This is a genomic window from Endozoicomonas sp. ALB115 (assembly GCF_049310245.1).
Taxonomy (GTDB): Bacteria; Pseudomonadota; Gammaproteobacteria; order Pseudomonadales; family Endozoicomonadaceae; genus Endozoicomonas.
On record NZ_JBLYZG010000077.1, the window covers coordinates 1 to 20,524 of the forward strand.

16 protein-coding genes, 1 rRNA gene and 1 pseudogene are annotated in these 20,524 nt (G+C 48.9%); 9 read left to right on the forward strand and 9 right to left on the reverse strand.

What is annotated here, in order from left to right; translation table 11 throughout:
* Positions 1-121: 121 nt before the first annotated feature.
* From ACO6VE_RS21635 to ACO6VE_RS21650, 4 genes are all read right to left on the reverse strand, one after another.
* On the reverse strand, positions 122-415 hold the full coding sequence (locus ACO6VE_RS21635; protein WP_422450619.1) for a HigA family addiction module antitoxin: 294 nt from the start codon (positions 413-415) through the stop codon (positions 122-124).
* The gene (locus ACO6VE_RS21640; RefSeq protein ID WP_422450618.1) at positions 345-692 is read right to left on the reverse strand and encodes a type II toxin-antitoxin system RelE/ParE family toxin; all 348 of its coding nucleotides are present in this window, start codon (positions 690-692) and stop codon (positions 345-347) included. Before ACO6VE_RS21640 ends, ACO6VE_RS21635 begins: the two co-directional genes overlap by 71 nt.
* 143 nt (positions 693-835) lie before the next feature.
* Entirely contained in the window at positions 836-1,159 is a 324-nt protein-coding gene (locus tag ACO6VE_RS21645; protein ID WP_422463362.1) for a helix-turn-helix domain-containing protein, read from the reverse strand.
* 437 nt (positions 1,160-1,596) lie between these two features.
* Complete coding sequence (locus ACO6VE_RS21650; RefSeq protein WP_422450616.1) at positions 1,597-1,968, reverse strand: DUF4440 domain-containing protein; 372 nt, start codon at positions 1,966-1,968, stop codon at positions 1,597-1,599.
* 96 nt (positions 1,969-2,064) lie between these two features.
* Here ACO6VE_RS21650 and ACO6VE_RS21655 point away from each other — a divergent pair, with 96 nt between their 5' ends.
* From ACO6VE_RS21655 to ACO6VE_RS21670, 4 genes are all read left to right on the forward strand, one after another.
* Positions 2,065-2,265: a Lar family restriction alleviation protein gene (locus ACO6VE_RS21655; protein ID WP_422450615.1), complete on the forward strand. Its 201-nt coding sequence runs from the start codon at positions 2,065-2,067 to the stop codon at positions 2,263-2,265.
* A 367-nt stretch (positions 2,266-2,632) separates the two neighbouring features.
* A complete protein-coding gene (locus ACO6VE_RS21660; protein ID WP_422450614.1) occupies positions 2,633-3,613 on the forward strand; it encodes a transposase in 981 nt (326 codons plus the stop codon).
* 730 nt (positions 3,614-4,343) lie between these two features.
* Positions 4,344-4,925, forward strand: a complete 582-nt coding sequence (locus ACO6VE_RS21665; protein WP_422463363.1) for a phage integrase N-terminal SAM-like domain-containing protein — start codon at positions 4,344-4,346, stop codon at positions 4,923-4,925.
* 460 nt (positions 4,926-5,385) lie between these two features.
* Positions 5,386-5,664, forward strand: a complete 279-nt coding sequence (locus tag ACO6VE_RS21670; protein WP_422463365.1) for a hypothetical protein — start codon at positions 5,386-5,388, stop codon at positions 5,662-5,664.
* A 192-nt stretch (positions 5,665-5,856) separates the two neighbouring features.
* On the opposite strand, the gene ACO6VE_RS21675 is transcribed toward ACO6VE_RS21670, so the two are convergent.
* The gene (locus tag ACO6VE_RS21675; protein WP_422463367.1) at positions 5,857-6,951 is read right to left on the reverse strand and encodes a hypothetical protein; all 1,095 of its coding nucleotides are present in this window, start codon (positions 6,949-6,951) and stop codon (positions 5,857-5,859) included.
* 132 nt (positions 6,952-7,083) lie between these two features.
* Positions 7,084-7,218: pseudogene (locus tag ACO6VE_RS21680) on the reverse strand (arsenical-resistance protein); the annotation flags it as partial.
* A 71-nt stretch (positions 7,219-7,289) separates the two neighbouring features.
* Here ACO6VE_RS21680 and ACO6VE_RS21685 point away from each other — a divergent pair.
* From ACO6VE_RS21685 to ACO6VE_RS21705, 5 genes are all read left to right on the forward strand, one after another.
* Positions 7,290-10,862: a DUF4116 domain-containing protein gene (locus tag ACO6VE_RS21685; protein ID WP_422463369.1), complete on the forward strand. Its 3,573-nt coding sequence runs from the start codon at positions 7,290-7,292 to the stop codon at positions 10,860-10,862.
* 147 nt (positions 10,863-11,009) lie between these two features.
* Positions 11,010-12,374: a hypothetical protein gene (locus ACO6VE_RS21690; protein WP_422450607.1), complete on the forward strand. Its 1,365-nt coding sequence runs from the start codon at positions 11,010-11,012 to the stop codon at positions 12,372-12,374.
* Entirely contained in the window at positions 12,364-13,140 is a 777-nt protein-coding gene (locus ACO6VE_RS21695; protein ID WP_422450606.1) for a chromosome partition protein MukE, read from the forward strand. The genes ACO6VE_RS21690 and ACO6VE_RS21695 overlap by 11 nt, the downstream gene beginning before the upstream one ends.
* On the forward strand, positions 13,137-17,573 hold the full coding sequence (gene mukB, locus ACO6VE_RS21700; RefSeq protein WP_422463371.1) for a chromosome partition protein MukB: 4,437 nt from the start codon (positions 13,137-13,139) through the stop codon (positions 17,571-17,573). The genes ACO6VE_RS21695 and mukB overlap by 4 nt, the downstream gene beginning before the upstream one ends.
* Positions 17,570-18,556 (forward strand): Wadjet anti-phage system protein JetD domain-containing protein, encoded by a 987-nt coding sequence (locus ACO6VE_RS21705; protein ID WP_422450604.1) that lies wholly within the window; start codon positions 17,570-17,572, stop codon positions 18,554-18,556. Before mukB ends, ACO6VE_RS21705 begins: the two co-directional genes overlap by 4 nt.
* Here the strand turns inward: ACO6VE_RS21705 and ACO6VE_RS21710 are convergent.
* The 3 genes from ACO6VE_RS21710 to rrf all read right to left on the reverse strand — a co-directional run.
* Entirely contained in the window at positions 18,545-19,729 is a 1,185-nt protein-coding gene (locus tag ACO6VE_RS21710) for an iron-containing alcohol dehydrogenase (protein ID WP_422463373.1), read from the reverse strand. The two genes, ACO6VE_RS21705 and ACO6VE_RS21710, sit on opposite strands and share 12 nt — an antisense overlap.
* On the reverse strand, positions 19,726-20,262 hold the full coding sequence (locus tag ACO6VE_RS21715; protein ID WP_422463375.1) for a hypothetical protein: 537 nt from the start codon (positions 20,260-20,262) through the stop codon (positions 19,726-19,728). The genes ACO6VE_RS21710 and ACO6VE_RS21715 overlap by 4 nt, the downstream gene beginning before the upstream one ends.
* Positions 20,263-20,436: 174 nt before the next feature.
* Positions 20,437-20,524: ribosomal RNA gene (gene rrf / locus ACO6VE_RS21720) — 5S ribosomal RNA — on the reverse strand; the annotation flags it as partial.

Below are 20,524 nucleotides of genomic sequence, written 5' to 3' on the forward strand. Positions count from 1 at the left end.
AGGTTTCACCATCATCGTTGAACCGCCCGGTGCGGACCCGCATGCCGGGTGCTGTGGGGAGGGCCGGAGAAAGACCAGCCCTTACCCGATTTAGGCTCACGCTTTTGATTTTTGTCTGGGTCTATGCGGTTAAAAATTTGAGGGGTTGTAGATCTGAAAGGTTTATTCTCTTTCGTGCTTGCCATATTTCATAATTATCCTGCATTGCAAGCCAACTTTCAGGTGTCCGACCAAGAACCTTTGATAATCTCAGTGCCATTTCCGGTGAAACTGCACTTTTTCCTTTTATAACTCTGTTAAGAGTTGAAGCAGCTACACCAAGCTGTTCGGCCAGATAACGACAACTAATTGCATAAGGCTCCATGTAAATGGATTCTATGAACTCTCCAGGGTGAGGTGGATTGTGCATGGACATTAGTGATAATCCTCATAGTTAAGGATGTACGCATTGCATCCCGAAATTCAAAGGTAACTCGCCAGTTACCACTCACTGAGATTGACCATATTCCTGACCTATTACCCTTCAATGGATGAAGAGAAAAACCAGGAAGGTCAATATCATCAAGCACTTGGGCAGTATCGATTGCAGTCAGCTGCATTCTTAGCTTCTTTGCGTGCCTGGCCTGAATTCCAGCCTTTTTGCCCGTATCAAAGAACTGTTTGAGCCCTTTATGTTTGAATGATTTAATCATGCCAATGAGTGCAGCTTATTGCGCAACACGAATCAACAATGGAAGTTTGTACGATGTTGCAGAGTGAGCCTAACGCTTGAAGTAACCGGACGCAGCGGAGCGGAGCGGAGCGGAGTTCCGGTTGACTGACTTGTTATGTTCACTTACTCCAAGCCTTCCGCCCAGGAAGCATCAGTCATTCGAGGATCGTCAATCCGCTGGCCGAAGCAGTTGTATTGTTCTTCCTTGATACGCTTGAACATAAACGGTTCAAACAGCATCCGGTAGATTTTGCTGGCATTACCTCCGTTTCTGGTTTTCCGGTGACAGCTTTCAATGAATTTTTCTTTTTCCAGCTTTCTCAAACTGGTGCAGATCGTTCCTTGGGTTACGCCAAGAATTTCTGCCAGTGCTCCCTGGCTCGGCCAGCACTCCCCTTCAGAGTTGGCAAAGGTCGCCAATACAACCAGTAAGTACCTCTGGGTCATGTTCAGGTTTTCCAAACCTTCTGTATTGAGTTTTACCCGTATCAACTTTGCAATCCCAATTGTGTAGGCAAAGGAAATCATTGCTATACTGTCTCCCGAGCAGCAGCTCATTGCTATACAGAGAAACCCGGTAGGAGCCGCTAACTCCGACGATCCGGGTTTTTTCTTGTGTGCGGGAAACTTAGACCACATACAGGGGATTGCAAGACAAATAGACCTTATTAGTTTCGACCCCAAAACATAGTGGTGAAACTAATACAAACAAGATAAAGAACAGTATCAAAAAACAAGTTGTGCGCTGCGGGCAGCATGGGTGAACATAACGCCGCATTAAGTGGTGAGTAAACGTGTGCCATGTTTGAGCGAAGCGAGTTCGGCACGCGTTTGCGCATCCAGCTTAAATGCTTTGTTATATGCCCGTTTGCCCAAGCCTGATATTAGACCAATTCAAAAACTGGACATGGAGTTCCTTGATGAAACTTCAGTTGCCAACGAAAGCCGTTAAAAGCCCAAATAGAGCAACGTTTAGCATAGTCGCTAGTTTCGCCCGACGGCGCTACTAAAACTGACTCATATTTCAATAGCTGAACCGATGGTTCAAGTTGGACACATTCATAGTTTTGCGAATGAATCCGAACCTCTGAAGGTTCTTCTGAACTCATCATTTCTATGATTGAAGCAAAGTCATAACTAATACCTGATTTACCAATCTCAGAAAAGCTAGGATGAATCAGACGTTCGATATCTAGCAAACTCTGACGTATTTCGTACTGATGAAGTTCGATTTCTTGCTCAATCAAGATATCCATATATTCTCCAAATTCGATAAGGCATATAACACCTGCGTCACAGGCGCAGTCCTGTGAACGCCCTTGTTAAACGCTGACTGGCAGAGACTAGCAACAATGGATATTGAATTAAAAGACTGCCCGTTCTGCGGGAGTGAAGTCAAAATGAAAGGTGGCCCGTGGGCGCAAGAAAGTTTCTCGATCTGGTGCAAAGGGTGTATGCACCACATGGATGGCGGAATGGACGAGAGCAAACTTGCTGAAAAATGGAACCGCCGAAACGTAGTAGGCAAAGCAGACGACAGCAATTCCCGCTGATCATTGATAAATGCCTAATCCAATAGATCTTTCCATAACTCATTCATTTAGGCCAAACGAAATCATGCTGCCCGATCAGCCAGGCTATCAGCAAGTTCAGAACACAGGTTAAACAGGGCTACCAGAAACTCCCCTATGTGGTGTCAACCATCAAGTGTTTTAAGCTGACACTCCTGCCTTCAATAATCGCTGTAAACAGATCTTCCCAGTTATCGATGGTGAACCAGTCAAATAAGCCCCGTATCGGGAGGAAAATAAAGAAAATAAGGACACCCAAAAATTTGACTAATCGGCCACACTGTCTATTTTTCTTCTGGAGCCTCTTAAGGGCATTAAGGAAATCTACCCAGTAACCAAAATAAATGACATGACGACCGCCCGAAAAAACCTCATAGATCCAGCCAGTACGCCCTACTACCACTGCATGGCACGCTGCGTTCGCAGGGCCTTCCTATGCGGCAAAGATAATTTCTCAGGCAAAAACTATGAGCATCGCAGGCAGTGGGTGGTTGATCGGTTGAAAGCGCTTTCTGGTATTTTTTCCCTGGAAGTCTGTGCTTATGCGGTGATGTCGAATCATTATCATGTGGTGCTCCATATCAATAGTCAGCAAGCCAAAAAATGGGGCACCAAAGAAGTCTTACAACGTTGGACGCAGCTGTTTGCAGGTCCGCACCTGGTTCAGCGTTTTCTTGTCGGCGATCAGCTGGGCAAAGCAGAGCTGCTGCGAGTCGAAGAATATGCCCAGGAGTACCGAGGTCGCTTAATGGATATCAGCTGGTTCATGCGCTGTCTCAACGAATACTTAGCCCGGCTGGCCAATAAGGAGGATGAGTGCAAAGGGCGCTTTTGGGAAGGTCGTTACAAAAGTCAGGCTCTGTTAGATGAGGCAGCATTGCTGACTTGCATGGCCTATGTCGACTTAAACCCCATCCGGGCAAAAATTGCAGCAACGCTGGAAACCTCAGAACATACCTCTATTAAAGAGCGCATTGAGTCATACGACAGCGTAAACGGAAAAAAACAAAAAGCACCCTTGAAGCCGTTAAAAGCTCAGGGTCAAAACCCGGAACAGGCGATTCCATACCCACTCAGTAGCTACTTTGAACTGGTTGACTGGTCTGGCCGAATTGTCCGAAAAGGCAAACGTGGTCGTATAACTGACGATGTACCACCTATCCTGGAGCGCTTGGGTATTGACCCAAAAGAATGGTTGGAGACTATGCGGTGGAATAATCGTTTTCACCGCGCAGTCGGCAAGCTGGCTTCACTGAAGGCTTATGCAGAAAGCACCGGAAAATGCTGGGTTCATGGGGTGTCTGTGAGTGGTGCTCTCTATCCTGCCTGATCAACATATTTTCATTGACTTTAATGTGGCCAGAATTTTCTGAATGCTCTTTCTTATATTGCTTTCTTATATTGTCTTGATAGTGTCTTCTCTCTGGCTGTTACTTAGTGCTTTTTATACGCTTCCTGTTTGGTATGAATGAGAAATTCTTACAATGATCAATACTATCATTTAAAAAATGAATAAATGACGTACTCTCTTCACTTTTTAAAAAATGGGTGTCCTTTCTTTTTATCTTTCTTTTTACGTACTCTCTTCACTTTTTTAAAAATGGGTGTCCTTTTTATTCTTGTAGAAAATCCAATTCAGGTATTTTTTCTGACACAAAAATAATTCCCTTTAAATCTCATATTTCATATTAAATGAAAGTCATGATCGTTTAAATAGCGCTATTTTACATGTTTTCTAATTGCCATGCTATGCCTACTGAAGCCCGATATTTAGGCGCATAACAGTCGTTTACACGAATCAGTTTCGCATAACATACTGTAGATTCGCTATACGTACCAGCCGATACCCCCATACAGCGCAACTTACACAGCGCTCTGCATTTTAAAGGCTATATCTTCTGATTCGTATTTTGTAACTCGTATATTTTTCGGTCAAGCAACCCGTGTGATTACAGATTGCTTTATTTTCACTCAAAACAACAAGTTAACTATTCAGTTGATTTTCTGCATATACGAACTAGCTTTTACTGTATAAAAATACAGTTTCAAGCAGGACTTATATGAGATTACAAGAACGCTTTCAAATTGCCATTCGCTCTGCCGGTTATTCTCTGTCTACCGAGCGCAGCTACTGGGATTGGATTAAACGCTTTATAAAATTTCATAAAATGCGCCATCCCGATTTACTGGCTGTGGATGATGTCCGTGATTTTCTCACTTATCTGGTGATGAAAAAGCACGTTGCTGTCAGTACTCAGCAGCAGGCATTGAGTGCCCTGGTCTTTTTGTACAAACAAGTGCTGAGGCGTGACAGTTTCACGATCAATGACTGGCAAAAATCCAAACGCCCCAAAAAACTCCCTATTGTGTTTTCGGTGACTGAAGCCAACTCTGTCTTGTCCTATCTCAAAGGCACGCCGTTATTAGTCGCCCAATTAATGTATGGTGCCGGTCTTCGACTGAAGGAAGCTCTGCGTCTCAGAGCTCAGGATGTTGATTTTGGGCACATGGAAATTACCGTTCGCCATGGCAAGGGTGGTAAAGACAGAATGACTCTGTTGCCCAAAGCGTCTGTTGAAGCATTACGGCCCCCTGTACTCAATCGCGGTGGTAAAGCGGTTTTAAGCCCGGTTGATCGCTGATAAAAAATTCCTGAACAGCACTCACACTACCGCCCCTCTATGCCATTTCCTTGAGTATTAAGGCAGTTGTACTTTACACGACAATTTAAAAATAGTTGTATAGGAGCAAAATGTTACCATCGAACTGTTTATCAAAATACCTTTTTAAATCAGGCCACCAGCGCTAACACCGAATACAATTACCGGTTATCAAACAGTAATTAAACGACAAACGGCAACTTTATCCATAGCATCGCCGGTTCCTGTCAGGGCAACCTCGTCTTGGTCCAGTATCCGCTGACAAACTCAAAGAACGGCTCAACCAGCAGAATAGCCGTCTCACCCCGGTCACGGACCAGACCAATGACCGCCCCCTGCCCTGCCACAGGATTGTGCCAGAGGCGGGTATTAGGTGTCTCTGTGCCAGTCTTTATTGTTTGCTATGCTCATGTCTCAAACAATAAACGTAATGGTATGCAGTATGTCATTGGAAGCCAGAGTGGAGAAACTTGAATCCCATTTTGATTCGCTGAACAGTGCAGTTCGTAATCTCATCAAAATCACTGGTGATACCCATCAGGAGATACTGGCAACACGACAGGAGATGTGTACACGGTTTGCCCAACAAGATCGTGAGCTTGCGGGTGTTAAAGCCGATGTTTCTGCTTTGGCTGAAGCCATGCTTGCAGGTTTTAAGCGTAACGATGAAAAAATAAACCGGCTAGAACTTCTCATTCGTCAACGCTTTCCTATCAGCTAACACGTCACCTAACAGATGCTTCGTAGGGACAGCTACGCTGCCCCACAAGCAAGGGTTGCCCGACCAGTAACTGCATTGGTGGTTTCGTCAACACCATTGCGCCCCATAACGCTGGTCACCTGTCCCTTATGCACGGCAATGGATACCGACTTCAGGGCCTGGCTGGGTTGGCAGGAAAATGCATGGGAGAACTCAAAGCGATTCTGAGTTTAAGCGTTTCAGCTCTACTTGCATTAAATCACTCCATTCATTGAGTACTGTCAATCTATTTTCATTACTGGCAATACGAACACCAGTATGGCCTACCCATAAAGACTCCTGTATGTCCTCTTTACTCATTGTTGCTTTTTCTTCTTCAAACTTTTCGAGTTCAAGCCGGTCTTCTTTTAATGACTGGCTTACTGCTTGTTTCTCGTTTTCGATGAGAGTCAGATAATCCTGGTAACTTTCTATGGTTGTTTTGATAGCAACGTCAGGATTTTGCCCTGATGCTGAAGCAATATGGGCCAACGTAGTCTGGTAGAGCGGATCGGATGGTGGTACCCCTTTTTCCTCCATTGTCTTTTTCAATATTTCCAGCTCCGAAGCTGGTAAATTTGCCACCATTTCTACCCTTTGCAAATAGTCAGGTAAAACCTGTCTTATATGCTGAAAGTACTCCTGGTCGTCAAATGACGTCTTGCCCATGCTGGAATCTGGTGTGCTCAGAGCTTCCTGCACAACTTTTTCACACGCAGGGGTATTGTCCAAAAGTTTCATTTTCTGACTTAACAACCACTGATCAGCCAGAGTTCTGGCGGCTTCAGAGGAGTCAGGTATTTCTTCAATCAAGCGATTGACTTTGCCAAGAGGGTCAACCGAATGTTCAGATTGGTTTGATATTTTTTGTTCCAGATAATCGTTGAAAATTATTTTACCGATATCTGTTTCAAGCTTTAACTGGTCTGAATTCACACATTCAATAAATTCTTTATCTGATGCTGGTGACTGAAGTAACAGCAAGGCTTGCCCTACAGTGATTTCGCTTACAGTGATTTCTCTTGTCATCAATGGTTTATCAGAATATCGACTGATCAAATCGACAGCTTCTTGTTTCTGCCGACCATGGATGGAGACTGTATCCTGAGGCGTTAATGGTTTGACCGTTCGCCTCATCCAGTTACCTTTTGGTATGTCTGTTTTCAGTTGATGACTGCCACTCAGGCGGACTGGCTGATCAATACCCCCTGTATTGGCAAGATTTTGAAGCGTTTGACACACTTGATCCCTGGAAGGCAAAGAACGCATGGTAGATCCCCTGTGAATTCTGAAAAATCCGGTCAGAAAGTATCTTCGACAATGCTAGTGCCTTTTTTAGGGCGTGCCTTAAGGAGCTGTCATTTAATAACTTCGACATTTCAGTAGTCAACGGGAAGATAATTAACCTGCGCGAGCAACCGGAAAACGATCGCGGGTACGATTGGCATAAGCCACCAGCGCCAGCATGATCGGCACTTCAACCAATACACCGACCACTGTCGCCAGGGCAGCGCCGGAGTTCAGACCAAAAAGACTGAAGTCCTATTTGTTGAAACTTTTTTCAAAAGCACTGGTCCAATAAAGAAAATTTTATAGAAATCACAATTATGGATAGCGCTCTACCAACAACACGGTGCTTTATGTCACCCATACCTGCTCATAAAACTGACTGCCACGCAGCATTCAAATCCGCTGGTCCTGTCATTCTTGCCAGTCATGCCCCCACTCCTTGCAAACGGTTTATTAAGGATCATTCATACGAAACCACCCACTCTTCTCCATTATCCACTCGTGACATCGAACTTCCGGTTACGGACAACCGCAGGCTTGCCAACCATGACTTGCAACCTGCCATCTTGCCACCCACCACTGACAGGCAAACCCGGGCCTTTATGGGCGGCAAGGGACTGTTTCTGCACCGTATGCAACAGGCTAACATCCCGGTTCCACCCTTCACTGTGGTTGACACAACCCTGGTCGCCAAGCTGGAGCAACACCCTTTCCCCGCAAAATGCCTGTTGCCTTTTCTGCCAGATTTACACAGCTGGAGCCACGAACCATACAGCCTGGAACAATTGCGCACGATCGTTGCCGAACTCCCCCATCAGCAACAGGCGCAATGTCTCAAGGGTTTATCCGGGTTTATTGCCAGTGAGGATTTCTACCAACAAGTCAAAAATATCGGTGCTGCCGAGGATATTCGTCATCTCTACCTCACGCTCCGGCAACCATCCAATGAGGCCTGCATTGTCCGAAGTTCCGGCGTGGATGAAGACCGCTCCGGCGATGCCCAGGCCGGTCGTTATGATTCCCGGGTTCATGGTGGCGGCGATATCCTGAAAACCTGCCTGCAAGTCCTGTCGTCCGCTTACCGGCCGGAAGTCTGCCCCTCCGGGCGGGTAAAACCCATGGCGCTGGTCCTGCAGCAATGCATCCATTGTCAGCTGGGGGGCGTAGTGTTCAGCGACTTAACACTGCAGGAAGGGGAGGGTACCATGCAGATTGAATTTGCACAGGGTCAACCCCGGGGGGCCGTCTGTGGAAGTTCAGGCATCCGCCCCCATCGCTATACGATCAGACGCGGTGATGACGAAAACAGTAAACCGGTTCGGCAATTTACCCCAGGAGACGTTACGACACAGTTTGTCCTGGAAAAAATCTCCAGTGAAGAGACCGGTGAAGCGGGTTATATCGAACGGAGCACCACGGTAAGCACCGATGGCAAAGACATCATGCTTACTGAGGAGATATTGCAAAAACTGCAGGAATATACAGAACAGCTGGCAGATATGTTCTGCTGCCCGGTAGATATTGAGTTCGGCGTGAAAGACGGGCAACTCCACCTGTTCCAGTGCCGGCCAGTGACCCAGCTGCCGGGCAGTACCCATTTTTGTGCAGCACCTCCCTCCCTGCCACTGGCTGAGGGAATCATGGTCAGTGAAGGTTGCTGCAGTGGTGTGGCCCTGGTGGTCACCGAACCGGTCAACGCGGAACAGATTCCGCTCGGTGCCATTCTGTTTGCCGAACACGCCAGTGACTGGATGCTGGCACCGGATATTTTAAAACGTTTAGGCGGCTGTGTGTTCAAAGATGGGGGAACCACCGATCATGTTGCCATCACCCTGCGTCAGGCGGGTATACCCTGTCTGGTGGCTGGTTCTCAGTATTCTGAGGCATTAACCCAAGCCAGCGGACAACAGGTAACACTGGTGGCAGGCAGTTTTGCCGACAGCCCCGGAGCCTATTTGCAGACCGGCGACCAGTCTGCCTACTGGCAGACCAACAGCACCACTTCCGGTCAGGATATCATCAGCTCACCCGCAACCGGTGCTGCAGAACCACCCGACTTCACCCGGGTCGACGAAGGTTTTGCCTGGCTGAATCGCCAAAATAACCGCTTGCTGGACTATTTTCACCCTGATCGATTAATCAGTCGCTGCCTTGGCCCGGGACGAAGTAAGGCCGTCAGCATGTCAGCAAACCGATCAAAACTATTACAACAGCTTGGCATTGAGATTCAGCAGCTACAGGGGGATTTACAACAGTTTGTATCGGGTTATAAGGGCTTTTTGGCTCTGGCCGCCGTGCCTGAATCGAATGCAAAACCATCTGAAGTCCAACCCTTTACCGAGGAGCTCCTACTCCTTGAAAAACAAAGCAATTGCCTGAAAGATGCCATTGTTAACCTGCGCTCGAAAGTGGTGTTGCCGCTGCTGACCACCGACCAGGAATTACCCGACCAGCCCGTGAATTTCAGGCAATGGCTGAGAGATTGTCAGGCCTTGCTGGATAAATTGCAAAAACTGAACCAGCCCAAAGAAGTGAACGATATCCATTCTGCTCACGACCTGATTTACTGGCTTCATCAGCGATTTGTTAATGCTCTCGCCCCGGTGGCAGAAGCATCAGGGCAGGGACAAATTACCAAAATCACAGATTATAGAACGCTGATTAATATACTCCCCCAAGGAGTTTGCGGACTATTAAACGACAATTGCATCTCGGTACTGCACAAACTTAACGTATCAAAGCTACGCATGCTTAATATGGTGGATGCCGCTTTTATTAATGCAGCCCTCGGAGTGCACGTCTGCACCATAGCAATGCTGGAACAGGCCGAGGGAGGCAAGGGGCGTACACTTCGCCTCGACATCTCTGATAAATTTTCCCAAGACGAGGAAAATAAACACTTACAGGGCAAATTGAAGCGTTTCTGGTTTTTGGTCCAGACACTTCGTTGTGCATCGATTGATAGCAGTTCACGGCCAATGGCGATCAGTTTCAATCAAAGCGCGGGGAAAATGACCATAGAATACACTCAGGTTAATACCACATCAGCATTACAGGATGGCTTTGTGAAATTGGTGACTGTTTTGAGAGGACTGACCTCCATGGATATATCAATCAACAGTTTTAAGTGCGATAAAAATACTGATAAGTGGTATTTTGAAACGCTGGTTAATAAGTGCCAAAACGGGCTGAGCGACGCCATAAATAACTGGATATTCAAACATTGCCTGGTAGTGGATGTATTTGAAAGCCGCGAAATACTGTCATATTACAAAGATTATGCGTTCGTTGATTATCTGGACGACGAATACAGGTTCTTCCATGAAATAGCCAAAGAAGCTTATGGTATTCTTAATGCATTTCGAGCCCCGTATAGAAGTTCAGGACTTCGCCAAATCTTTACCGATGCCAGCGAACGCCTTAAGCCGGATGATGCTGCAAAAATAATAAAGGAACTGCTAGCTCACATGGCCATTGAAGCCTTCTTTCCAAAGGTTTCTATTCAACTCTTGCGTGAGGATTATAATTTAGATCACGACAGGGATCTGGTGCTTTTCCTGGTGGAACAAAACCCAAAGTTATTCAGTTATATCTCCGACGAATTCAGGGATGATATTGAAATAGCCAAGTCTGCAATAGGACAGCAATGGCTGTTATTAAAATATGCCAGCGATCGTCTCAAAGAGGATAAATCCCTGGTAATGCTTGCCATTAAAAGTGATGGCCGTGCAATTAAATATGCCAGTACAGATATCAAAAATGACAAGGATTTTGTCCTGCCTCTGCTCTCAAGAGATGCCCGCATTTACAAATATCTCAGCGACAGACTGAAATCTGATCCGGATATTCAAGCTGCCGCCCGGAACAAGGACACTGGATTCACGCAATAGGCCAATAAAAGACATTCCAGCGAATAATCAGTTTATTGCTTTACCCTGTTATCAGTTTTTCTCATAATAAATCCGGCTTAACCGGCCTTAACCAGGTTCTGCCCCACCTTCCCCCAAAACAGCACCTTATGACTGATGGAGTAGTGATTGCCAGCATCAAAAAACATCCCGTCACTGATCAGCACCATCCTGACTCAGGGTATCAGCCTGAAACTGCAACCTGCTGATCTCGCCTACCTGGCAGCACTGCGCTATTGGAAAGAAACGGAATCACAACCGGAATTCAGTGAAGAAGAGCTGCATGTGGTATTCCAAAACGTGGAAAAAGCACGACTGGACGATAACAGTGAGGATTCTTCAAAGCGCTGTAACGACGTGATCCGCCGTCTCCTTCAGCAGCACCTTTTGATCTGCCTTGAAGGCAGTGGGCATCGACATCACGCTTATCTGATCACACCGCTGTCCGAACAGATTGTCGATTCCGTATGTGTCGGTATGGAAGCGTCAAAAGAAGCACTGAGTACCCTGTTTATGACGGTTGCCACCCACCTCAGAGAGATCAGGGATTCTGCGGAACAGGGGGGCAACGAACCGTTCTGGAAGCTTCAGGTAGAAGCACCACTGAACATTACCGTCAACCAGCTGGTCACCTCCATTGATCATCGTCAGCGTCAGCTGGACCAGGATGCCATCAACACCCGCAAAGAAGTGGTGGAACTGCTGAAGCAGGACTGGCAAAACAGCATCAGCCAGTGCGAACAGTTGCTGACCAGCACCCAGAATCATCTTCAGGATTTACAGCAACTGCTATTGGCCTCGTGCCACGAACTTCGTTCACTGCTGGACGCCATTTCCCGCTATTGTGAACAGGCCAGTCGACACGATGCCATCAACAGTGTTATCCGGCTGGAGCAACATCTTGACCGTATTGAGCACTGGAGCAGCGAACGCATGAACCATTGGGAAGGTTTCCACCACCGGGTTCATCAATACCTGCGTCAGTTTGTCACCATGGATGAGCGCAAGGCATTGATGGAGCGGGTGCGGGAAGGCATCCGAAGTTATCAGGCATTGCCCTGGTATCTGCGCTACGCCAATGAAGATCCGCTGGCCCGATTGCGGGATATTGAACCACCCCGGGCGAAAGAAAATCTGGCACGGGTAATCCATGATGAAGGTGAACTGACGGCCATCGAAGACTTTGATGCCCTGAAGCAGCAGGTTAAGGAATGGCTGGTCAGGCAGGAGCAACAGTCCAAAATACTGCCATCCTACGAACAGGCACTGGAACAGCTGGCCAGCCAGTGGCCTATGGAAAAACTGAACATGGTCGCAGGCTGGCTGTTCAGCGCCCTGACTGAAATGGGCCACCAGCAAAACCGGCAGAACATTGCAGATCATCAGTGGCATGCGGTTCTCCCGGCCATCGCTCCCGAGTTTTACGTGGAACGCCTGAGTCTGACTCCTAACACACTCCGCCAGGAAAGAGAGAAACCGATTGTTGACCGATAACCCCTACCAGCAGATCGCCGACCTGATCAATGATGAATGCTTCCCGGAACTGGATACCCGGCTGCGTCGGGGTGAACATATCGACGCTCGCCACCACCGGATTTTCAATATTATCCAGGACGGTTTTTCCCTGCTGGTCGAACACTACCTCCGCTATGGTATTGACCTTGTTCAGGCACCGGAAGCGTATTACTACCTCCGCCCCGGCACTGCCGGTAAAAGCCTGATTCGTGCCAGAAAACTGGATGAACTGACCATGGTCGTCGGTCAGGTGCTGGCCATGTTCCATCTCGACCCCGAGCAACTGGAAGGCAGTGGCTGGATATCCGCCGATGCAATCTACGAGCGGCTGCGACTGCTGCTGGACAATGAATACCTTTGCCAACTGCTGGAACGAAAAAAAATCGAGACCCAGGCAGACCGTGAAAAAGCCATGGAAACCCTCCGTAAGGCCATCCGACAGCTGGCCAGGCTGGGCATGGTAAGGCTGGAAGGCAACCAGGCCAGCCGTCTGCAGACCCAGGCACCGTTGCTGCGATTTATTGATCCTGTTCGCTCAACGGCTTCGTCACCAGAAGCCGCCAGGGCAGCCATGGCGCAGCTGGTTCGTGACGGTTATATCAGCCTGAATGACGATGAAGAACCTGTGATGCAGGAAACTTCTGATCCGGAAGATAATCCGGAAAACGCACCACAAGAAAAGCGTCACGTTGAAGACGACACCGTTATATCTGAACAGGCCCTTGAACAAGAGCAGGAAGCATGAGCCAGAAAAGAACCCAGATCCGCAGCCTGACCCTGGTTAACTTCCGGGGCGTCTTCTTCAAGACTCTGGACATGCACCCATTAATGAGCAACCTCATCGGCCATAACGGTGCCGGTAAGACCACCATTATGGGTGCCTTGCTGATAAACCGGGTACCCGACAATCGTCTGGTTCGCCTGCGTAACAACTCCGACAGCGGACAGGATCGCAGTGATAATGGAATCTGGGGACGCATCAGTGCCGGTACCTGTTACAGCCTGGTGGATTACGAACTTTACGACGGCAGGCGGGCAATAGCGGGTGTCCAGATTCGCCGCCTGAGCCAGCCGAAAGTCGAGCTGAAACTGTTTGCCATTACCGGTGTCGATGATGATGTTCCGGTGCGTGATCTGGTGATGAGGCCGGTACCCGGCGAAAATGGCTTATACGAACCCCTGGATGGCAAAGCCCTGAGAAATCAGGTCACCATGATGGGCGGTGAACTGCAAATCTTCAACACCACCGCCCAGTATATGAACTGGCAGTTCGAGCAGCGGATTATTCCCCGCCGAATGGAAAACAGCCAGGATCGCCAGCGTTATTACCGCATGCTGGAAACCAGCCTCTACGGCGGCTTGTCGTCTGAGCTGCAAAAAGGACTGAGGGATTATCTGCTGCCGGCGGATGATCAGGTACGCCAATCCATTGGCTCCATGCAAAGTGCCTTGCAACAGACCCAGCGAACCCGTCGCCAGATAGAAAGCACCCGCAGTGACCGGAAAGTCATCCGGGAGATTCTGGAGTCCAGCTATGCCCTTGGCGAACATGTTCTGGCATGGTCAGAAAAGCAACAGGCCAAACTTCAGGCTGAGCTGAAAGATAAACGTCAGCAAGAGCATCAGGCACAACTGGAGCTGGAAACTAAAAAACAACAGCTGTCAGCCATTGAAGCACGATTACTGACCCTGGATACCCTGGACAGTGAACTGGCAAGCCGTGAAGAAGACGCTGACGAGCGTCTGGATCATGCCAAAAACCTTGAACGACTGCATACCGATCTGCAAAGACTGGAAAATGAGCAGAGCAACCATAACCAGCAGCTGGAAGAGCTGAGCGAACAGAACGCATTACTGGAAAGCCAGTATGCAGAAGAGTCCGCTGAGCTTAAGCGCCTGCAGGATGATATTGCACAACTGGTAAAACAGCTGACCAGTGTCGAGCAGGCCTATTCTGAAGAAGCCCGAAAAGCCGGATTATACCTTGCCGCCTTCAGGGCGTTGAATGAAGTACGTGACAGCTTTAACCAGCCAGACCTGCCGGCAGACGCACTCACTCCGTTAATGGGAACGTTGCTGCAGGCTGAAAAGGACGTTTCCGGCCGCTATTACAGCCAGAAGCCACTACTGGATGAGGCGGAAACCATTCGCGGGCATTTCGAGGCAACCCTGTCTCTGCTGGCGACGTTTGGTGATACCGATATTGATCTGAAACAGGCAGCCAGCCGCAGCGACCACTGGCGACATTACCATGAGCAACAAACAACACTGGCTGCACAGATACCGGTATTGATCAGGCAGCAGCAACAGCGCCAGAAAGAAGAAGAGCAACTGAAGAAGCTGCAACAGGCCGTTGCGATGCTTCCCGAAGAATGGCGCAACAGTATTCAGGATGAAGCCAGCTGGAACACCAGCCTGAACACCGCCACTCATGAGCAACAATTCCAGCAACAGAAAATAGATACCCTTGGCGGACAAATCCAGCAATCCAGACAGACAATGGTACAAATCCAGGGCAGCCTTACCCAGGCCCGTCAGGATAATATTCACTGGCTGGATGCTCGCAGACTGGGTCAGGCGATTCAAGCCATCCGCCCGGCTGCCCTGATGGATAGCCACAATGACTTTATCACCCTGCGCCAGCAAATCAGCCAGGAACAGCAGGAAAACCTGCAGGCCAATGTGCAGCTCGGCAAACATCTGGAAGAGCTGCGCTCCCGCATGGCCCAGCTGGAAATCAAGGCATCAAAAGAGCTGCAACAACTGCAAAAGCTGGCGGAGATGACCGGCGGAGTGGTGATCAGTGACTATTTTGATAACGATGATATCTCCCTGGAAGAGGCGGCCTGGCTGGAGGCCAAGTTTGGCCCGTTACGCCACGCCATCCAGGTTCGGGACATCAGCAAAGCTGCCACTATTATCCGCGAAGAAAGCGATCGCCCGGATCATGTCTGGCTACTGGGTGGCACACCGGGAGCGTCTTTTTCGGAAGAAGAGTATCTCCATACCCCCCTTGAGCAGAAAGAAGACGGCAGTGTACTGGTAGAAATCGCCAGCAATGTTGCCCGTTTAAGCCGGGAACCTGAGTTCCCGACCATTGGCCGACTGGCCCGGGAGAAAGAGCAGGAAAGACTGCGGCAGCAGGAAGAACAGCTGCTGGATCAGCTGCAGGAACTGGCCATTGGCAAACGACAGTTGGAGAAATGCCAGCAACTTCTCGATCAGCTGTCCGCCAAAAGCCAGTGGCTTGGCGTTCAGGAGCCGCCGGTTAATGAGCTTACCGAGCAACTGGAGCAGCTGGAAGCCCAAGTAGAATCACTGACGGTTGATCTGGCAGATGCCGAGCAGCAGAAAACCAGTCTGAATGGTGTTGTTCGTTGTCTTGAACAGTGGCAAACCAGTGCCTGGCTATTGAATGACGACCCCGATCGTCAATCATTAGAGGCGCTCCATAAGCAACTGCAAAGTGCCACTGACGCTAAAGCCTGGGTGGACAAACATCAGCAGACGATTCGGCAGCTCAGTGAGCATCGCTTCTATATTCAGCAGCCACCGGTAGAGAATCTGGATGCCCTGCGAGCAGAGCTGGAACAACTGAAGCAGCAGTTAAGCCATTACCACAAGCAAAAAGACCTTCTGACGTCGGCCATGGACAAAGCCCCTAATCTACGCTTTGCAGAGTCTGTTGCGCGGCAGGAAGAAAAAGAGAATCTGCAAAATCAACTCAGGAATGAGTACGAAACTAAACAACAGCAGGAGCAACGGCAAAACCAGTATGCGACACAACTTCGTGAGCAGTGCCACTCACTTGAGAAAAGCATCCACTCTATCAATGCTCTCCTGAGTCAAAATAGTCATCAGCAATCAGAACTCAAACGACAAATTTCTGATATTCCCCTGACCTGGAAAGTCGGTCTGAAGGAAGAGTGTGCTGCACGGTTAACCCGCATCAAGGCAGAAAAGTCTGAACTTATTCAGGAAATCAAACAGCAAAACATCGCACAAAGTACTGTTGCAGCAGAACGGAAAAAAGTTGAGGAGCGACTCAGTGATACCATAGCAGATATTCATCAGCTGGAACCAAAAGCGCAACACGCCACCACCAGCCATGAACGGATTGTGCAACAGGCAGAACAGTCCGGGTTACGACATCGGCTACATATTCATCACCTGCTGAATCAGGACAGTGACACGTTACGTGACGGTTTGGCGACGGCAAGGGTCGCATTGGCAAAGGCTCTCGAAAATGAACAGAAGAATGAACAGAAAAATGGGCAGGACAGTCTTTATCAACAAATAGAGAAAGGCAGCAGCACGGATTTGCCAGCACTGTTCCAATGCTTTATTGATTCACAAACGTATCTTGCCCAGCGCATGGATAAAACGTTGTATCAATCGGATGACCCAAGGCAAAACCTGGAGTTGCTGGAAGAGCGGCTGACTCGTCTGGAAACCCTGTTAAAAGACGCCGAGAAACGCTTCCTCGCCGAATCGGACAGTCTCGGGCAGAACATTCAGCGCAAGATCAACAAAGAACGCAAACAGATTCATCAGCTGAACGCTGCCCTGTCCAGTGTGCATTTTGGTACTATCCGGGCAATCAAAATTGAGCTGGAAGTGATCGACAGTTTCCAGAAAATACTGGATGCCTTGCAGCAGGAATTTTACGCAGACCTGTTCCGCAAACCCGATATCACCGTGGAGGCGGCGCTGGAATACCTCTTTAAGAAGGAAACCGGGGGTACCATTGTTGGCGATAAACTGCTGGATTATCGTGAGTACATTCGCCTGAATATTCTGATTCAGCGGGCTGGCAGCAGTCAGTATGAACCAGCCAACCCGACCAACCTTTCCACCGGTGAAGCCATTGGCACCGGTCTGGCCATTCTCACCATGGTGCTGCATTCATGGGAAGTCGCTAGCAATAACCGCGATGGCAAAGGACACGCCGCCAGTCGTCTGTTATTTCTGGATGAAGCGGCACGGCTTGATGCCAGGGCACTGGCCACTCTGGAAGAGCTCTGTGACCATCAATCCCTGCAACTGCTGGTTGGTGCGCCGGATAATGTGCTGCCCAAAAATGGCATTACTTATCGGATGGTACGCCTGATGGAACCTTACGAGCATGTTATTTTCTCTGGCGTAAAAGGCAGGCTGCCCCAGGGGGCTGAATCGTGACATTCCAGCCAGAAGATGCCATACCGATTGCATTAGACTTGTTAGCAGACAGCTATCGTCAGAAAGGTCGGCAAATGTCGGCCTTTCTGACACACCTCATAAAGGTGGGCTGGGTCGAGCAGTGTAGCTTTCGCCAAAGAAACAATGATTTTGCCCTGAGAACCGCCCATGACCGCCTGAGTTTCCTGGAGTATATGGAAAGGCAGTTCGGCAGCCACTGGCAAACGTCACTGGAGCAGGGTGAAACAAGGGAAGCATTTCTCACCCAGCATCTGATATCACCGTTACCAGGGCATATCCATAGCCGTGTAGTTAATGCTATTTGGGGCGAACACTCCAAGAAACAGGCGGCAACACCTTCTGGTATAGCAACAAGAGACAGCGAACTGATTCAACTCCGCACCCGAATGGAATGTCAGCTGCATTTTGCTGGAAGGGTTATTAATTGTCGGAATGAAATGGCCTTTTCAGATGCGGTCATCATCAATGAAACTGCACTGGGCAAGCTGCAAAGTATACAGTGTGAAGCGCCAATAAATATCATCACGGTGGAAAATGCCGGTGCCTGGCAACACCTGCCCTTACCGGAAAATGTTATTGCCCTGTTCGTTCCGGGGAATAATCAAAAGCTGGCGTTAAAGCTACTGTCGTTTTTTCCGGACTACCAATGGTGTCACTTTGGCGACCTGGATCAGAAGGGACTTGATATTGCCGCATCACTGGCCCGGGCTCTGAATAAACCACTGAAGTTATTAATTCCTGACTGGTGGAACGAGTATCAGCCCCATTTCAAGCTGGGAATAAAACAGGGGAAAATTGCCTGGCGGAAAGATATCTGTCCTCAATCCAGAAAGTACGCACAACACCCCTTTATCAATACCCTTGCCGATGATGCAAGATGGATGGAGCAGGAGGCCATCGTACTGGACTCCCGCCTGTTGGATGAGATCCGATGTCTTTTTGATAGCGACCTACCAGGCTAACTTCAACAGCCCCAGTACCTGCTCATAACTGGCATCGACCCGGTTATAGAGCAGTGCACCATCGTCGATACTCATACGAGCAATGTCTTCCAGTTGCGACTCATGCACCTTGCCACTTTCTGACAATGTTCTTGGCAGCCCTGTTTGCTCAAACAGTTCATCCCGCATGGCGCGAATATAGATAATGGTTTCAGCCGCCCGCCGCTGTTCGGGTACTTTGTTGTAAAAATCGGCACCGGCCAGGGGAAGCAGCAGCTCACCGATCGCCTGTTCACACCGGGGCAGGTTGTATTCCAGAACATAAGGCAACATCAGACTCATGCAGACGCCGTGGGGAAGATGGGTTATCGCCCCAAGCGAGTGCCCGATGGCATGGACCAGCCCAACCATGGAGTTGGAAAAGGCAATGCCCGCCATGGTGGCTGATTCTGCCAGCTTCAGTCGGAGATCCTGGCTATCAGGTGTGGCAAGCACCCGAAGCAGGTTTTCCCGTATGCCTTTGATCGCTGCAACGGCATAGGCATCACTGATCGGATTCTTGGCCGTCCCCAGAAACGCTTCAATGGCATGGGTCATGGCATCCATGGCGGTGGCAGCGGTGATATGTGGTGGCAGTGTCAAAGTCATCCGTGGATCAAGAACCGCCACATCAGGCATCAGAAATGAAGAGCTATAAGGCACTTTACGACCCGTGGCATCATCCCGAATAACCGCAACTTTGGTCACTTCTGAACCGGTACCTGCCGTGGTTGGCAGGATAAATAACGGCTTTAGTCGTTTAGTCAGCGCACCAGAACCGCTGTAAGCCAGAAGATCATCACCACCTTCGGACACGAGAATATTGACCGCCTTTGATGTATCAATCACCGACCCACCACCAATGGCAATAATGCCATCCGCGCCATGCTCACGATAAAACCGGGTGATGGCAGATACGACACTGGTTGATGAGTCTGGCGGTACATCACTATAGACCCCCGCCATCGAAACCCCGTCAACCACCAGAGCCCGCTTGACGGGCTCAATTAAACCGGCGTTGAGCACCCCGCCATCGGTAATAATCAATGGCTTCTTTACCCCAAGGCTGGCCAGTTCGAATGGGATATGCTCCAGGGCTTCATTACCTGAAACGATTTTGACCGGATTAAAGAATTCATAATAACTGCGGCTCATTTGGCAAACACCCCCATAACAAAACCGGCAAACACGCCCAGATAGATTTGAACTGCCCCCATCAGCTTTTCCGTTAAGGAAATATCCGGGTAATGACGCATGATTTTCCGGCCTATAAACCGGGGAAGTGCGATCGCTTCCAGTCGCTCAAAGCAACGGACCAGTTTCATGGAAGCGGAAAGATCGCCATCTACCACCATTCGCTCCCTGGCAAAGGCATCGGTTGTGCCTTCCAGAAAAGAGAGCGTATTAAAAGCGTGGGCGAGATGTTTGAATTGAATATCCACATCGGGCTTGGTTTCACTGCTTTTACGACCCGGTTTTATTCGCCCGCCACTTTTCTTCATATACAAACACGGGCCACGGGGCATAACACTCATGGAAAAGGTAAAACCATTGGGCAATGATTCGATTTCCTGCTGAATCAGCCTGTCAGTCCGACAAGCCTTAGCCAGCCCATGACCAATAAAAGCCAGCATAAAACGGACATACAAACGCTTTATGCGCCAGATAACGGGAAGGGATGGGGTCACCTGAAGCTCCTGCCAGCGAACCGCCGGGCAATAATTATTGTTGTTATTTCCGGGTGATATTATCCACAATCAGAAGATGGTCGGCTATATAGGGAGCGTTATTCAAGACAATGAAATAGATTTAGCACATAAAAAAAGCCCAGTTGATTGCTCAACTGGACTTTTCTGTTGGGTGCCTGGCGATGACCTACTCTCACATGGGGAGACCCCACACTACCATCGGCGATCGGTCATTTCACTGCTGAGTTCGGGATGGGATCAG

Coding starts and splice junctions, on each gene's coding strand:
- ACO6VE_RS21675 (WP_422463367.1), bottom strand. CDS start 6,951: ATGCGTTCTTTGCCTTCCAGGGATCAAGTGTGTCAAACGCTTCAAAAT.
- ACO6VE_RS21635 (WP_422450619.1), bottom strand. CDS start 415: ATGTCCATGCACAATCCACCTCACCCTGGAGAGTTCATAGAATCCATT.
- ACO6VE_RS21710 (WP_422463373.1), bottom strand. CDS start 19,729: ATGAGCCGCAGTTATTATGAATTCTTTAATCCGGTCAAAATCGTTTCA.
- ACO6VE_RS21650 (WP_422450616.1), bottom strand. CDS start 1,968: ATGGATATCTTGATTGAGCAAGAAATCGAACTTCATCAGTACGAAATA.
- ACO6VE_RS21640 (WP_422450618.1), bottom strand. CDS start 692: ATGATTAAATCATTCAAACATAAAGGGCTCAAACAGTTCTTTGATACG.
- ACO6VE_RS21645 (WP_422463362.1), bottom strand. CDS start 1,159: ATGACCCAGAGGTACTTACTGGTTGTATTGGCGACCTTTGCCAACTCT.
- ACO6VE_RS21665 (WP_422463363.1), top strand. CDS start 4,344: ATGAGATTACAAGAACGCTTTCAAATTGCCATTCGCTCTGCCGGTTAT.
- ACO6VE_RS21660 (WP_422450614.1), top strand. CDS start 2,633: ATGACGACCGCCCGAAAAAACCTCATAGATCCAGCCAGTACGCCCTAC.
- ACO6VE_RS21670 (WP_422463365.1), top strand. CDS start 5,386: ATGTCATTGGAAGCCAGAGTGGAGAAACTTGAATCCCATTTTGATTCG.
- ACO6VE_RS21685 (WP_422463369.1), top strand. CDS start 7,290: ATGGATAGCGCTCTACCAACAACACGGTGCTTTATGTCACCCATACCT.
- ACO6VE_RS21655 (WP_422450615.1), top strand. CDS start 2,065: ATGGATATTGAATTAAAAGACTGCCCGTTCTGCGGGAGTGAAGTCAAA.
- mukB (WP_422463371.1), top strand. CDS start 13,137: ATGAGCCAGAAAAGAACCCAGATCCGCAGCCTGACCCTGGTTAACTTC.